Raw genomic sequence first — 14133 nt, forward strand, 5'->3', positions numbered from 1 at the left:
GGGCGACCCAACAATACCAGTACTCGGAGTCCGGCAGAAGCCCCGCGGGGCTTGCGCTCCCATAACGATGCGCCATGCATATGCCTTGTCGCGCCGCGGCACGCCCACGCTAGGGGCCATCGCGTTCCGGGGCGCGGATATAGTCCGCCATGCCCAGGCTGCTGCGGCTCGGCGGGGCGCTCAGCAGGCTGCCAAGGGCAGTGGCCAGCAGCCCGGCCGGCACCCCGAACACGCCGGCCGCCAGCGGCTGGATGCCGAGCCAGGAGGCATCCAGGCTGCCGCCCAGGGTCGGGCTGGCGCGCAGCATGTACCACAGGCAGACCAGGAAGCCGGTGAGCATGCCGGCGATCGCCCCGGTGTGGTTGGCGCGCTTCCAGAACACGCCCAGTACCAGCACCGGAAAAAGCGTAGAACCAGCAAGTGAGAAGGCCGCGCCAACCAATGAGAGGATGTCGGCCGGCTTCTGCGAGGCCGCATAGGCCGCGATGAAGGCCACCGCGAGCAGCAGCAGCTTGGAGATCGTGACCCGCTTCTGGGTCGAGGCGCCCGGATCGACCATCTTGTAGTACACGTCGTGCGAGAGCGCGTTCGAGATCGCCAGCAGCAGGCCGTCGGCGGTGGACAGGGCGGCCGCCAGGCCGCCGGCCGCCACCAGGCCCGAGATCACATAGGGCAGGCCGCCGATCTCCGGCGTGGCCAGCACCAGCACGTCGGCGTCGATCGCGATCTCGGCCAGCTGCACCACGCCGTCGCCGTTGATGTCGGCGATGCTGAGCAGGGGCTTGACCTTGTCGACGTTGGCCCAGTACGAGACCCAGGTCGGCAGCGAGGCATAGTCGCTGCCGACCAGCGAGGTATAGATGTCGTACTTGGCCAGCACTGCCAGCGCGGGAATGGTCAGGTAGATCAGCAGGATGAAGAACAGGGTCCAGAACACCGAGACCCGGGTCTCGTCGACCGAGGGCGTGGTGTAGGCGCGCATCAGGATATGGGGCAGGGCGGCGGTGCCGAACATCAGGCAGAACACCACGGCCAGGAAGTTGTTGCGGCGCTTGTCCGATTCTTCCTCGGTAGCGCCGGGGAAGGGCACGCCGTGCGGCACCGGCGGCCGGGCGCGCGCGCGGTTGGCGTCGCGCTGCTCGCGCCACAGCGCCTGCGCTTCGTCGGGCGAGCCGGGATAGGTATTGAAGGCGCGCTCGGCCTGGCGCACCTCGCCCAGCGAGGCATTGCTGGCGCGGACTTCGGCCAGGCGGCGCTGGGCTTCCAGCTTGCCCGCTTTCCAGGATTCGGGCAGGGCAGCCAGGCGCGCCTCGTAGTTCTCGGCGCGGCGCTGGAATTCGGCGCGCACCTGGGTTTCGCGCGGGTCCTGCTTCAGCTGCTGCTCGCGTACGGCGATCTTCGGCAGCAGCGAGCCGTAGGCCAGCTGCGGCACCGGGTTGTCGGCGTGCTTCGCGGCCAGCCAGATGCTCGGGATCAGGAAGGCGACCAGCAGGATGATGTACTGCGCCACCTGGGTCCAGGTGATGCCGCGCATCCCGCCCAGGAAGGAGCACACCAGGATCGAGGCCAGGCCGAGGAAGATCCCGACCGAGAAGTCGACCCCGGTGAAGCGCGAGGCGATCAGGCCGACCGCGTAGATCTGTGCCACCACGTAGGTGAAGGAGACCAGGATGGTGGCGCCCACCGCCAGCGCCCGCACCGGCCCGCCGCGCCCGCCCGCGCCGCCGCCGTAGCGTGCCGCCAGGAAGTCGGGGATGGTGTACTGCCCGAACTTGCGCAGGTAGGGCGCGATGAGCAGGGCCACCAGCACGAAGCCGCCGGTCCAGCCCATGATGTAGGCCAGGCCGTCGAAGCCGTACAGGTACAGTCCCCCCGCCAGGCTGATGAAGCTGGCCGCCGAGATCCAGTCGGCGGCGGTGGCCATGCCGTTGAACAGGGCCGGCACGCGCCGTCCGGCCACGTAGTATTCCGTGACGTTCGAGGTGCGCGCCACCACCCCGATGGTGGCGTACAGGGCGATGGTGGCGAACATGAAGATATAGCCGATCCACAGGCGCGGCATGCCTTCCTGCTCGAGCAGGGCCAGCGCCACCAGGAACAGGGCGAAGCAGGCCGTGTACCAGAGGTAGTAGCGCGACAGCTTGCGGAAGTAGGGCGGCTTCGCGCTCATGCCCGGCCCCCGGCCATGCGGTCGAGCCGGCGCATGCGCCAGGCGTAGAACGCGATGATCGCGAGCGACACCAGCGAAGCGCCCTGGGCCGCCATGTAGAAGGACAGCGGCCAGCCGAACAGGGAAAAGCGCGCCAGCTCGCGCGCGAAATAGACGGTGCCGAAGCTGGTGCACAGCCACAGGGCCAGCAGGACCAGGGTCAGGCGGCGCGTGGCCTGCCAGTGCCTGGCCTGGGCATGCGCCTCGTCCTGCGGGCGGGAAGGGAGGGGGTCAGTCGGCGTCGTCGGGCTCATGGGCGGGAGGCGGGAAGGTCAGGCGGAACAGGCAGCCGGGAAAGCGCGGCGCGTGGCTGCGCGGATTGTTGAAGATGTCGATCTCGGCGCCATGCTGCTGGGCGATCTCGCGCACGATCGCCAGTCCCAGGCCGCTACCCTGCACGTTGCTGCCCAGGATGCGGTAGAAGCGCTCGAACACGTGGGCGCGTTCGCTTGGTGCGATGCCGGGGCCGGTGTCCTCGACCTCGAGCAGCGCGTGCTCGCCGTCGCGCCGCACGCGCACCGTGACACTGCCGCCCGGCGGCGTGTAGCGCAGCGCGTTGTCGATCAGGTTCGACAGCAGCTCGCGCAGCATCAGCGCGTTGCCGGCGATGTGCAGGGGGGCGGCAGAGGCGCCCTCGGGCGGCTCGTAGCCGAGGTCGATGCCGTGCGTGAACGAGGCCTGGACCCAGTCCTGCACGGTGGCGCGCGCCAGCTGGCCCAGGTCGATCTGCTCGAAGGCCAGGCCGGCGTGCGGCTGGTTCTCGGCGCGGGCCAGGGCCAGCAGCTGGTTCACCAGGCGCGTGGCCGATTCCGAACTCTTGGCCAGCTGCTCGAGCGAGCGGTGGATCTCGCCCGGATCGTGCTGGCGCAGCGCCAGCTCGGACTGCATGCGCATCCCGGCCAGCGGGGTCTTCATCTGGTGCGCGGCATCGGCGATGAAGCGCTTTTGCATCTCGACGGTCTGGGCCAGGCGTTCCAGCATGTCGTTGAAGGAGCCGACCAGGGGCGAAATCTCTTCCGGCACCTGGCGCGGGTCGATCGGCGACAGGTCGTCCTGGGGCCGGGCGCGGATGCGCTCCTGCAGCTCGGCCAGCGGCGACAGGCCGCGCGACAGCGCGAACCAGACCAGGGCCAGGATCACCGGCAGGATGATGAACTGGGGCAGGATCACACCCCTGATGATCTCGTTGGCCAGGTGGGCGCGCTTGTCCAGGGTCTCGGCCACCTGGACCAGGGCCTGCACGGCGCGCTGTTCCGCTTGTTCCGCATGTTCGGCCTTGCCCGCCTGCCCCGGTTCCGGGCCGCGTTCGCGCAGCGGATCGAGGCCGACCCAGGAATAGGCCACGCGCACCGGCGTGCCATGGATCGTATCGTTGCGAAACAGGACCGCGCTGCCGTGGACGGGTTCGGTGCCATTGCCGGAACGCGGGCGCGGCAGGTCGCGGTCGCCGTCGATGTGGGCGCCGTCCGGACCGCTGATCTGGAAATAGACGCTGTCCACGTCGTCCGCACGCAGCACGTCGCGCGCGCTGGCCGGCAGCTGCACCACCGGCTGGCCGGCCACGGTGCGGATCTGCTGCGACAGCACGGTGACGCGGTCTTCCAGCGCGTCGTCGAAGGGCTGGTTGGCGATCGACTTCGCCACCAGGTAGGTGATGGCGATGCTCATCGGCCATAGCAGCAGCAGCGGGGCCAGCATCCAGTCGAGGATCTCGCCGAACAGCGAGTGGCGGATGTTCTCGTCCGGCTCGGGATTGGGCGGCACGTAGGGCGCGAACCCGGCCTCGTCCGCGCCCCGGTCCGGAGGCGGCGGATCGGCCAGTCCGGCGTCGCGCTCGTTCACTTGGGCTCGGGCGCCGCGCCGCGCGGGGCGTCGGAGAATTTCTCGAGGCAGTAGCCGAGGCCGCGCACGGTGGCGATGCGCACGCCGCCGACCTCGATCTTCTTGCGCAAGCGGTGCACGTAGACCTCGATGGCGTTGTTCGAGACTTCCTCGCCCCATTCGCACAGGTGGTCGACCAGCTGCTCCTTGGAGACCAGGCGCCCGGTGCGCGCCAGCAGCACCTCGAGCAGGCCGAGCTCGCGCGCCGACAGGTCGAGCATCTGGTCGTTGATGTAGGCGCTGCGGCCGACCTGGTCGTACACCAGCGGGCCATGGCGCACCACGGCCGGGCCGCCGCCGGCGCCGCGCCGGGTCAGGGCGCGCACCCGCGCCTCCAGCTCGGACAGGGCGAAGGGCTTGGCCATGTAGTCGTCGGCACCCAGGTCAAGGCCCTCGACCCGCTGTTCGACCGAATCGGCGGCGGTGAGGATCAAGACCGGCAGCAGCGAGGAGCGGGCGCGCAGGCGGCGCAGCACCTCGAGCCCGGACAGCTTGGGCAGGCCGAGGTCGAGGATCAGGAGGTCGAACTCCTGGGTGGACAGGGCCGTGTCGGCATCCTGGCCGTTCTTGACGCAATCGATCGCATACCCGGACTGGCGCAGGGAACGGGTCAGTCCATCGGCAAGTACGCTATCATCTTCGGCGAGCAGAATTCGCATGGGGCCACCTTGGTATTCGTTAGTGCTTCAACAGGCCCTATTGTGTTTGATTTATCGCAACAATGCGAGCCTCGCAGATAACAACAGGGCGACTTTTTTCGCTTGCCTAAACCACTGGATTTATATACAGTAGTGGCTTGATTTTGCTGGTTCGAACAACTGGATTTATATACAGTAGTTCTCTTGATTTTAGCGGTAGCGACCCTACCTTGCCTACTCCACAGCTGAAAGTACACCATGGACGACAAAAAACTCGCAGTAAACGCCGCTGAAAAGGGCAAGGCGCTCGCAGCCGCCCTGGCGCAGATTGAAAAGCAGTTCGGCAAGGGCTCGGTGATGCGCATGGACACCAATGCGCCGGTCGAGGAAGTGCAGACTGTTTCCACTGGCTCGCTGGGCCTGGACATCGCGCTGGGCGTCGGTGGCCTGCCGCGCGGCCGTATCGTCGAGATCTACGGTCCGGAATCGTCGGGTAAAACCACCCTGACGCTGCAGACCATCGCCCAGATGCAGAAGCTGGGCGGCACCTGCGCCTTTATCGACGCCGAGCACGCGCTCGACGTGACCTACGCGCAGAAGCTGGGCATCAAGCTGGACGAGCTGCTGATCTCGCAGCCGGACACCGGCGAACAGGCCCTTGAAATCACCGACGCCCTGGTGCGTTCGGGTTCGGTCGACCTGGTGGTCATCGACTCGGTGGCGGCACTGACCCCGCGCGCCGAGATCGAAGGCGACATGGGCGACTCGCTCCCGGGCCTGCAGGCGCGACTGATGTCGCAGGCGCTGCGCAAGCTGACCGGTTCGATCAACCGTACCAACACCCTGGTCATCTTCATCAACCAGATCCGCATGAAGATCGGCGTGATGTTCGGCAGCCCGGAAACCACGACCGGCGGTAATGCGCTGAAGTTCTACGCTTCCGTGCGCCTGGACATCCGCCGTACCGGTTCGATCAAGTCGGGTGACGAGGTGATCGGTAACGAAACCAAGGTCAAGGTCGTCAAGAACAAGATCGCGCCGCCGTTCAAGGAAGCCCACTTCGACATCCTGTACGGAGAAGGCACCTCGCGCGAAGGCGAAATCCTGGACCTGGGCGCCGACAACAAGATCGTCGAGAAGTCGGGTTCGTGGTACAGCTATAACGGCGAACGCATCGGCCAAGGCAAGGACAACGCCCGCCAGTTCCTGAAAGACCGTCCGGTTCTGGCACGGGAAATCGAAAACAAGGTCCGTGCTGCGCTGGGCGTGCGCGAACTGCCGCCGGTGCTGGCTGCTGTCGAAGACAGCGGCAAGGACAAGCTGAAGGCAGTCGGCGAGTAATCGCTGATGCGTGTTCATGCCTGCACCCCAGCTTAGCCTCAAAGCGCGCGCGCTTCGCTACCTGTCGATGCGCGAGCACAGTCGGCTCGAGCTGGGGCGCAAGCTGGCCCGTTATGCCGAGGAGGGCGACGACGTCGAAGCCCTCCTCGACTTCCTTGAAAAAAATAACTGGCTGTCGCAGGAACGCTTCGCCGAATCGCTGATCAACCGGCGGGCGGCGCGTTTCGGCAACAGCCGCGTGATGGCCGAGCTGCAAAGCCACGGTCTCAAAGGTGAAGCGCTGGAAGACATCAAAGCCTCGCTTGCCGATAGCGAAACAGCGCGCGCCATCGACGTGTGGCAGCGCAAGTTCGGTACCGTCGCCGTCGATGCGGCCGAGCGTGCCAAGCAGATGCGCTTCCTGCTGCAGCGTGGTTTCTCCCAACGCGCTGCACGGACCGCGATGCAGGGCGCTCCCGACGACGACGCGCTGTAGCAGGCACGCCTGTCTGCTGCGATCCGGAACCGGCCTGGCCCCAGGCCTGTTCCGACGATATGCCAGGCTCGGCCGCATGCCTGCTGTATCACCCCGTGTTTCATTTGCCTCTTCTATATAGAAGGTCGTTCCGGCGCCAGCGTGGAGCGTCATCTCCGATATGCCCTGCGGTATATTCCTCAACGGACGATGGCGCTGCACGCTGGCGCTGTGCATTCCGCCTCGCCTGTATCCAAAGTCCACACCAGGCAAGCTTGACTAGTCGGCAAGAATCCGCGCTTCTTATCGCTGCAGTGCGGCAAAAAGACTTCTGTTGCAGTGCAACCGACAACGCGCTGTGCTAAACTTTCACGGTTTAAGCAGCGCCGCATGAGCGGTTGTTGTCGTAGAAGCTACGTCAACGTGCATGAAGCACACTGGCTGCACCACTAACCGCCGCGCAAGCGGCATTTGGTTTTTATGCCCCTGTCTCCTCCCGTCTCGCGCTCGCTCCGGCATACGCGCGCCATCACCGTCGACGTCTTCGCACGCGACGATGGCCTGTGGGACCTGGATGCCAGTATCCGCGACATCAAGACGCGCGAGATCGCGCTCGCATCCGGCACCCGCCCGGCCGGCAGCCCGGTCCACGACCTCAAGCTGCGCGTCACCATCGACCGCGCGCTGAACATCGTGGACGCCGAAGCCGCGTCCGATGCCGTTCCGTATCCCGGTTTCTGTGAGACGATAGGCCCTGCTTACAAGAAGCTGATCGGCCTGTCGCTGATGAACCATTTCCGGCTGCACCTGAAAGACCGCCTCTCGGGCGTGCTCGGCTGCACCCACCTGACCGAATTGGCCCAGGTGCTGCCGACCGCAGCGCTGCAAGCCTTTGCCGACGACGAGTTCGACACCCGCGCCGACGCGCAGGTCAAGCCTGCTTCGGCCGAACGGCCATTCGAGCTCGACCGTTGCCATGCCCTGCGCAGCGACGGACCGGCCGTGGCCAACTACTATCCGCGCTGGGCGATCAAGGCCGTGTCGGGTTAGGATTCGATGTTTGTCATTTTTGTCATTCAACCGCATTACTCATTCAGTACATAGAAAAGAAGGGAAGCCAGCATGAAAATCCATGAGTACCAGGGCAAAGAAATTCTCCGAAAATTCGGAGTGACCGTTCCGCGCGGTATTCCGTGCATGAGCGTGGAAGAAGCGGTCAAGGCCGCTGAAGAGCTGGGCGGCCCGGTCTGGGTCGTCAAGGCGCAGATCCACGCCGGCGGCCGCGGTAAAGGTGGCGGTGTCAAGGTTGCCAAGTCGCTGGAACAGGTCAAGGAATACGCCGACCAGATCATGGGCATGCAGCTGATCACGCACCAGACCAGCCCGGAAGGCCAGAAAGTGCGCCGCCTGCTGATCGAAGAAGGCGCCGACATCAAGAAGGAACTGTACGTCTCGCTGGTCACCGACCGCGTCACCCAGAAAGTCGTGCTGATGGCCTCGTCGGAAGGCGGCATGGACATCGAGGAAGTCGCGCACAGCAACCCGGAAAAGATCCACAACGTCGTGATCGAGCCGTCGATCGGCCTGACCGATGAGCAAGCTGACGACATCGCCCGCAAGATCGGCGTGCCGGAAGCGTCGATCGTCGATGCCCGCACCAACCTGCAAGGCCTGTACAAAGCCTACTGGGAAACCGACGCATCGCTGGCCGAAATCAACCCGCTGATCCTGACCGGCTCGGGTAAGGTCATTGCGCTGGACGCCAAGTTCAACTTCGACTCGAACGCCCTGTTCCGTCACCCGGAAATCGTCGCCTACCGCGACCTGGACGAAGAAGATCCGGCTGAAGTCGAAGCATCGAAGTTCGACCTGGCCTACATTTCGCTCGACGGCAACATCGGCTGCCTGGTGAACGGCGCCGGCCTGGCCATGGCCACCATGGACACCATCAAGCTGTTCGGCGGCGAGCCGGCCAACTTCCTGGACGTGGGCGGCGGTGCAACCGCAGAAAAGGTTACCGAAGCATTCAAGATCATGCTGAAGAACCCGGGCCTGAAAGCCATCCTGGTCAACATCTTCGGCGGCATCATGCGCTGCGACGTGATCGCCGAAGGCGTGATCACCGCATCGAAGGCCGTGTCGCTGCAGGTGCCGCTGGTCGTGCGCATGAAGGGCACCAACGAAGACCTGGGCAAGAAGATGCTGGCCGATTCGGGCCTGCCGATCATCTCCGCCGACACCATGGAAGACGCAGCGAAGCAGGTCGTTGCCGCTGCCGCTGGCCAAGCCTAATTCGCGAAGGAAATAAAAATGTCGATTCTGATTAACAAAGACACCAAAGTCATCACCCAAGGTATCACCGGCAAGACCGGCCAGTTCCACACCCGCATGTGCCGCGACTACGCGAACGGCCGTGAAGCCTTCGTGGCAGGCGTGAACCCGAAGAAAGCCGGCGAAGATTTCGAAGGCATCCCGATCTACGCATCGGTCAAGGAAGCCAAGTCGGAAACCGGCGCCACCGTGTCGGTCATCTACGTTCCGCCGGCAGGCGCAGCCGCCGCGATCTGGGAAGCCGTCGAAGCTGAACTCGACCTGGCAATCTGCATCACTGAAGGCATCCCTGTCCGTGACATGATGGAAGTCAAGGACCGTATGGCCAAGGCCGGTTCGAAGACCCTGCTGCTGGGCCCGAACTGCCCAGGCCTGATTACCCCGGACGAGATCAAGATCGGCATCATGCCGGGTCACATCCACAAGAAGGGCCGCATCGGTGTCGTGTCGCGCTCGGGCACCCTGACCTATGAAGCAGTCGGCCAGCTGACCGCGCTGGGCCTGGGCCAGTCGTCGGCAGTCGGCATCGGCGGCGACCCGATCAACGGCCTGAAGCACATCGACGTGATGCGCATGTTCAACGACGATCCGGACACCGACGCCGTCATCATGATCGGCGAGATCGGCGGCCCGGACGAGGCGAACGCTGCTCAGTGGATCAAGGACAACATGAAGAAGCCGGTCGTCGGCTTCATCGCTGGCGTCACCGCGCCTCCGGGCAAGCGCATGGGCCACGCCGGCGCGCTGATCTCGGGCGGCGCCGATACCGCGCAAGCCAAGCTGGAAATCATGGAAGCCTGCGGCATCACCGTTACCAAGAACCCGTCGGAAATGGCTCGCCTGCTGAAGGCCATGCTGTAATCCTGACCAGTTGGTAAAACAAAGGGGAGCGCGAGCTCCCCTTTTTTTCGTCTCCGGCATCACGCGCTGCTCCCACGCAGGTCAACCGGGCTGGCATGCCAGCCATGCCCCAGGCATGACAAATTGCGGCACAGAAAGTGTTCGATAACAAAATTTGTCCGGCATCTATGACAAATTTTGTCACAGCTCAAGCCAAAACCTGGCTAAACAGGCCGTTTCGTTAGCTCGTCGCTAATAAAATCGGGGTATTTAGGGCTGGCACACCGATTGCATATAGTAATGCGTGGCAACAAGCAGTAACCCAATTACCTGAAACACCACCCTGGAGAGAAAAATGAACATCAAGCAAATGCAAACCAAAAAAGCTGAAGGCGGTTTCACCCTGATCGAACTGATGATCGTCGTCGCGATCATCGGTATCCTGGCTGCCGTGGCGATCCCGGCTTACCAGAACTACGTCGCCAAGTCGAAATTCGCTGCTGCGCTGGGTGAAGTCTCGGCAGGCAAGACCGGCTTCGACGTGAAGCTGAACCAGGGCGAAGAAATCGACGCACCGGAAGACGCCGGCCTGGCCGCTGCTGACAAGCCGACCGCCAACTGCACCTTCGGCGCCAGCAGCACCACGCTGACCTGCGAAGTGATGGACGGCCCGGCCAAGGTCAAGGGCAAGGTCATCACCCTGACCCGTGACGACAACGGCGCCTGGGCTTGCACCACCGACGTGCTTGCTGCAGACCAGAGCGATGTGATCGGCTCGGAAGGCACCTGCAAAGCAGAAGGCTAATACCGACATGACGTAGCCGGCAACGGCTACCCAACAAAAAACCCGGGATCTCCCGGGTTTTTTGTTTTCTACCTTACTGCTTCAGGTAGCGGTCCAGCCAGTTGACCACCGTATGGTGCCACTGCACCGAGTTCGCCGGTTTCAGCACCCAGTGGTTCTCGTCCGGGAACACCAGCAGCTGGCTGTCGATGCCCTTGCGCTGCAGGGCGGTAAACGTGCCCAGCGCCTGCGCGGTCGGAATGCGGAAGTCCAGGTCGCCCTGGATCACCAGCATCGGCGTCTTCCACTTGTTCACGTGGTGGACCGGGTTGAACTTCTCATGCTTGTCCGGCACCGAGAAATACGGGCCGCCGTTTTCCCAGTCGGTGAACCACTGTTCCTCGGTCGAGTAAGCCATGCCGCGCGAATCGAACACGCCGTCGTGGTTCACCAGGCAGCGGAAGCCGTCGTTCCAGTTCCCCGCGATCCAGTTCATCATGTAGCCGCCATAGGAGGCGCCAAGCGCGCAGCTGCGGCCGCGGTCGAGCCAGGGGAACTTCTTCACCGCCGCGTCCAGGCCCTTTTTCAAATCCTCGAGCGGCTTGCCGCCCCAGTCGCCGCTGATCGAATCGGTGAACTTCTGGCCATAGCCGGTGGAGCCGTGGAAGTCGATGAACACGGTGGCGTAGCCCGCGCCGGCATACACCTGCGGATTCCAGCGGTAGCTCCAGCCATTGCCGAAGCTGCCTTGCGGACCGCCGTGCACCAGGAAGGCGACCGGGTATTTCTTGCCCGGCTCGGCGTTCCAGGGCTGCATCACGTGGCCATACACGGTATCGCCGTTTGCACCCTTGAAGCTGAACTGCTCGTAGCGGCCCCAGCGCACATCCGCCAGGCGCTCGGCATTCAGCTCCGTCAGCTGGACCGGCGCGCCGCCCAGTTTCATCGCGAACAGCTGGGCGCCGGACGCCAGGTTGGCCTGGGTGTAGGCGAGCGTGTCGCCGCGCAGGTCGAAGGCGCCGACCGCGCCCTTGTCGGTGAGCGCGCTGACCTTGCCGCTGGCGACGTCAATCGAGAACAGGCGGTGCTGGCCCAGGTCTTCGGCGTCGACGACCAGCGCCTTGCCGTCGGCGCGCCATTGCAGGCTGCCGGCCGAGCGGTCCCAGTCGGCCGCCAGCTTGCGCTTCGCGCCGGTGGCCACGTCCATCAGCATCACCTGGTAGCGGTCGGCCTCGAAGCCAGGGCGCGCCATCGCCAGGTAGGCCAGGGTGCGGCCGTCGGGCGAGAACACACCCTTGGTATCCCAGGCCGGGTTGTCGGCGGTGAGGTTGCGCGGCGCGGCGCCACCGGCGGCGGGCACCGTGTACAGGTCGAAATTGGTGGACCAGGCTTCGGTCTTGCCGGCAATGCGGGCGGCGAACACGATGGTCTTGCCGTCCGGGCTGAAACGGAATTCCTCACGGTCGCCGAAGGGTTTCGAGGGCACGTCGCCGTCGAGCGTGCCGGACAGGCTGACTGGAGCGGCGCTCAGCTTGCCGCTGGCGTCGAGCGGAGCCGAGAACAGCACGTTGTTGCGCTGGTCGCCCCAGGTGTCCCAGTGGCGCACGAACAGGCGGTCGTACAGCTTGCCGCTGGCCTTGTCTTGCGCCTTGGCATCCTGCCTGTTCTTGGTGCAGGCCAGGTCGGCGCAGTCGCGGAAGACAGACAGGCTCATCGCCACCCGGTCGCCCTTCGGCGACACGCGGAAGCTCTCGACGTCGAGCGGCAGGCTGCTGACCTGCACCGGCTCGCCACCCGCGGCCGGCACGCGCCAGACCTGGGAGGAACCGGAGCGGCTCGACAGGAAATACACGGCGTCGCCTGCGGCCGACCATTCTGGCTCGCTGCTGCTCGCGGCGTGATGCGTCAGGCGCTGCGGCACTGGCTTGGCGGCGCGCAGGTCGACCATCCACAGTTCGGTGTGGCCGCGGTTCTTGACCATGTCCGTGCTGCGCACGGTGTACACGACGCGGCTGGCATCAGGCGACACGGCCGGGCTGCCGACCCGCTCCATGTTCACCAGGTCTTCCACGGTAAAGCCGCGCGGCGCGGCCATGGCGGTGGTGGCGGCCAGGGTGGCGGCCGCAATCGGCAGCATTGGCAGCATCTTCAACAAGCGCAATCTCATTCTCCATCCTTGTGATCATGTCGGCGCAGGGCGGACGCCTTGCGTACAGGTCAGCAATTTACCATGTGACATAAACAGCGCGGAGAAGGGAAGGCTTGCGGCGAGCGCATGCGCCACGCATCGTTTTTGCGGCAGGACGCCGGCGCGGCACGAAAACGTTGACCATCCATACACTCTTCCCTATGCTCGGCCGTATTGCACAGCATGGGCGAGGACATATGCCGCAACAGGATGGGCTTCAATCCGGCCAGGACCGGATCCAGTTGGGCGCGCGCAGCGCCGGACTGCTGTACCTGTTCATCATCGTGCTCGGGCTGTTCGGCGAAGCCTATGTGCGGGCCAGCCTGGTCGTGCCGGGCAACCCTGCCGCCACCGCGCAGCGCATCCTGGACGGCGCTTTCCTGTGGCGGCTCGAGATCGCCGGGCAGCTGGTCTTGCTGGTGTGCGCCGTGGCGCTGACCTCGCTGTGGTATGTGCTGCTGCGGCCGGTGCACCGGAACCTGGCCGTGGCCGTGGCCTGCTTCGGCCTGGTATCGCTGGCCGTCGAAAGCCTGTGCGTGCTCCAGCTGCAGGCGGCGCTCGATCCGCTCGTCAACGGGGGACTGGCCAGGGTTGCCAGTGCCGAACAGCGCCAGGCAGCGAGCTACGCGGCCGTGATCGCCCACGCCAACACCTTCGGGGTGGCGCTGGTGTTCTTCGGCGTGCAGTGCCTACTGGTAGGACACCTGATCAGGAAGTCCACCTACCTTCCGGCGCTGCTCGGCCTTGCCATGCAAGTCGTTGGCGCCTGCTATCTCGTCAACAGCTTCGCCAAGTTTATCCATCCGCCCCTGCAGGACCTGCTGTTCCCGGCCATCCTGCTGCCGGCCTTTCTGGGAGAAAGCGCAGTCTGCCTGTGGCTCCTGTTCAAGGGAGTGGACGAGACGGGATGGCGGGGAGCACGTTCCCTGCAGGCGGCCTAGTACTGCGCCGTCCAGTCCCCGCTTTTTCCCCCGTGTTTTTCCAGGACCCGCACATTCGTCATGACCATGCCGCGATCGACCGCCTTGCACATGTCATAAATCGTCAGCAGGCCCACTTGCACCGCCGTCAGCGCCTCCATCTCGACGCCGGTCTTGCCGATGGTTTCCACCTGTGCCCGGCAGTGCACGCTGCAAGCGGGCGCGTCAATCTCGAAATCCACCGTCACCCGCGTGATCGGCAGCGGGTGGCAAAGGGGTACCAGGTCGCCCGTGCGCTTCGACGCCATGATGGCCGCAATGCGGGCGATGCCGATCACGTCGCCCTTTTTTGCGTTGCCGGACTGGATCAGCGCCAGTGTCTCCGGCTGCATGCGGATGGTGCCGGCGGCGACCGCGATGCGGTGGGTGTCCTGCTTGGCGCCGACATCGACCATGTGGGCCTGGCCGCTGGCGTCGAAGTGGGTGAGGTGGTCGGAGGTGGGGTGGGATGTGCTCATTGCCATGTGAATAAGGTAGTCAACAAAGC

At 64.8% G+C, this 14133-nt stretch carries 13 protein-coding genes; 7 read left to right on the forward strand and 6 right to left on the reverse strand.

All coding sequences use genetic code 11. The features are described 5' to 3' along the window. Window positions 1-109: 109 nt before the first annotated feature. From LE190_RS12845 to LE190_RS12860, 4 genes are read right to left on the reverse strand one after another with little or no spacing between them, the layout of a single operon-like run. Window positions 110-2170: a sodium:solute symporter family protein gene (locus tag LE190_RS12845; RefSeq protein WP_225239074.1), complete on the reverse strand. Its 2061-nt coding sequence runs from the start codon at window positions 2168-2170 to the stop codon at window positions 110-112. After that, window positions 2167-2463: a DUF4212 domain-containing protein gene (locus LE190_RS12850; protein WP_225239075.1), complete on the reverse strand. Its 297-nt coding sequence runs from the start codon at window positions 2461-2463 to the stop codon at window positions 2167-2169. Before LE190_RS12850 ends, LE190_RS12845 begins: the two co-directional genes overlap by 4 nt. Continuing rightward, the gene (locus tag LE190_RS12855) at window positions 2441-4051 is read right to left on the reverse strand and encodes a sensor histidine kinase (protein ID WP_225239076.1); all 1611 of its coding nucleotides are present in this window, start codon (window positions 4049-4051) and stop codon (window positions 2441-2443) included. Before LE190_RS12855 ends, LE190_RS12850 begins: the two co-directional genes overlap by 23 nt. Continuing rightward, on the reverse strand, window positions 4048-4749 hold the full coding sequence (locus tag LE190_RS12860) for a response regulator transcription factor (protein ID WP_225239077.1): 702 nt from the start codon (window positions 4747-4749) through the stop codon (window positions 4048-4050). The genes LE190_RS12855 and LE190_RS12860 overlap by 4 nt, the downstream gene beginning before the upstream one ends. A 237-nt stretch (window positions 4750-4986) precedes the next feature. Here LE190_RS12860 and recA point away from each other — a divergent pair, with 237 nt between their 5' ends. The 6 genes from recA (at window position 4987) to LE190_RS12890 (ending at window position 10499) form a co-directional block, all read left to right on the forward strand. Next, window positions 4987-6069, forward strand: a complete 1083-nt coding sequence (gene recA / locus LE190_RS12865) for a recombinase RecA (protein WP_225239078.1) — start codon at window positions 4987-4989, stop codon at window positions 6067-6069. A gap of 16 nt (window positions 6070-6085) precedes the next feature. Continuing rightward, window positions 6086-6544 carry a recombination regulator RecX gene (recX, locus tag LE190_RS12870; protein ID WP_224946749.1) on the forward strand — a complete coding sequence of 153 codons (459 nt, stop codon included), beginning with the start codon at window positions 6086-6088 and terminating at the stop codon, window positions 6542-6544. Between the two features lie 459 nt (window positions 6545-7003). Beyond that, window positions 7004-7573: a DUF2889 domain-containing protein gene (locus LE190_RS12875; protein WP_224946748.1), complete on the forward strand. Its 570-nt coding sequence runs from the start codon at window positions 7004-7006 to the stop codon at window positions 7571-7573. A 72-nt stretch (window positions 7574-7645) separates the two neighbouring features. Further along, a complete protein-coding gene (gene sucC, locus LE190_RS12880; protein WP_225239079.1) occupies window positions 7646-8815 on the forward strand; it encodes an ADP-forming succinate--CoA ligase subunit beta in 1170 nt (389 codons plus the stop codon). Between the two features lie 18 nt (window positions 8816-8833). Then, window positions 8834-9715: a succinate--CoA ligase subunit alpha gene (sucD, locus tag LE190_RS12885; RefSeq protein ID WP_027865436.1), complete on the forward strand. Its 882-nt coding sequence runs from the start codon at window positions 8834-8836 to the stop codon at window positions 9713-9715. 334 nt (window positions 9716-10049) lie between these two features. Continuing rightward, window positions 10050-10499, forward strand: coding sequence for a pilin (locus LE190_RS12890; protein ID WP_307727728.1), 450 nt, complete (start codon window positions 10050-10052; stop codon window positions 10497-10499). A gap of 73 nt (window positions 10500-10572) precedes the next feature. On the opposite strand, the gene LE190_RS12895 is transcribed toward LE190_RS12890, so the two are convergent. Further along, window positions 10573-12624 carry a S9 family peptidase gene (locus tag LE190_RS12895; protein ID WP_439847491.1) on the reverse strand — a complete coding sequence of 684 codons (2052 nt, stop codon included), beginning with the start codon at window positions 12622-12624 and terminating at the stop codon, window positions 10573-10575. Window positions 12625-12863: 239 nt separating this feature from the next. On the opposite strand from LE190_RS12895, the gene LE190_RS12900 reads away from it, so the two are divergent. Continuing rightward, a complete protein-coding gene (locus tag LE190_RS12900; protein ID WP_225239080.1) occupies window positions 12864-13607 on the forward strand; it encodes a DUF4386 domain-containing protein in 744 nt (247 codons plus the stop codon). Here the strand turns inward: LE190_RS12900 and moaC are convergent. Beyond that, window positions 13604-14104 carry a cyclic pyranopterin monophosphate synthase MoaC gene (gene moaC / locus LE190_RS12905; protein WP_225239081.1) on the reverse strand — a complete coding sequence of 167 codons (501 nt, stop codon included), beginning with the start codon at window positions 14102-14104 and terminating at the stop codon, window positions 13604-13606. The two genes, LE190_RS12900 and moaC, sit on opposite strands and share 4 nt — an antisense overlap. Window positions 14105-14133 lie beyond the last annotated feature (29 nt).

Origin of the sequence: Massilia hydrophila, from assembly GCF_020208145.1 — a bacterium.
GTDB classification, from domain to species: domain Bacteria; phylum Pseudomonadota; class Gammaproteobacteria; order Burkholderiales; family Burkholderiaceae_D; genus Telluria; species Telluria hydrophila.

Excerpts from the sequence above, each read along its gene's own strand:
- LE190_RS12845 (WP_225239074.1), bottom strand. The coding sequence starts at position 2,170 with ATGAGCGCGAAGCCGCCCTACTTCCGCAAGCTGTCGCGCTACTACCTC.
- LE190_RS12850 (WP_225239075.1), bottom strand. The coding sequence starts at position 2,463 with ATGAGCCCGACGACGCCGACTGACCCCCTCCCTTCCCGCCCGCAGGAC.
- LE190_RS12860 (WP_225239077.1), bottom strand. The coding sequence starts at position 4,749 with ATGCGAATTCTGCTCGCCGAAGATGATAGCGTACTTGCCGATGGACTG.
- recA (WP_225239078.1), top strand. The coding sequence starts at position 4,987 with ATGGACGACAAAAAACTCGCAGTAAACGCCGCTGAAAAGGGCAAGGCG.
- recX (WP_224946749.1), top strand. The coding sequence starts at position 6,086 with ATGCCTGCACCCCAGCTTAGCCTCAAAGCGCGCGCGCTTCGCTACCTG.
- LE190_RS12875 (WP_224946748.1), top strand. The coding sequence starts at position 7,004 with ATGCCCCTGTCTCCTCCCGTCTCGCGCTCGCTCCGGCATACGCGCGCC.
- sucC (WP_225239079.1), top strand. The coding sequence starts at position 7,646 with ATGAAAATCCATGAGTACCAGGGCAAAGAAATTCTCCGAAAATTCGGA.
- sucD (WP_027865436.1), top strand. The coding sequence starts at position 8,834 with ATGTCGATTCTGATTAACAAAGACACCAAAGTCATCACCCAAGGTATC.
- LE190_RS12890 (WP_307727728.1), top strand. The coding sequence starts at position 10,050 with ATGAACATCAAGCAAATGCAAACCAAAAAAGCTGAAGGCGGTTTCACC.
- LE190_RS12895 (WP_439847491.1), bottom strand. The coding sequence starts at position 12,624 with ATGCTGCCAATGCTGCCGATTGCGGCCGCCACCCTGGCCGCCACCACC.
- LE190_RS12900 (WP_225239080.1), top strand. The coding sequence starts at position 12,864 with ATGCCGCAACAGGATGGGCTTCAATCCGGCCAGGACCGGATCCAGTTG.
- moaC (WP_225239081.1), bottom strand. The coding sequence starts at position 14,104 with ATGAGCACATCCCACCCCACCTCCGACCACCTCACCCACTTCGACGCC.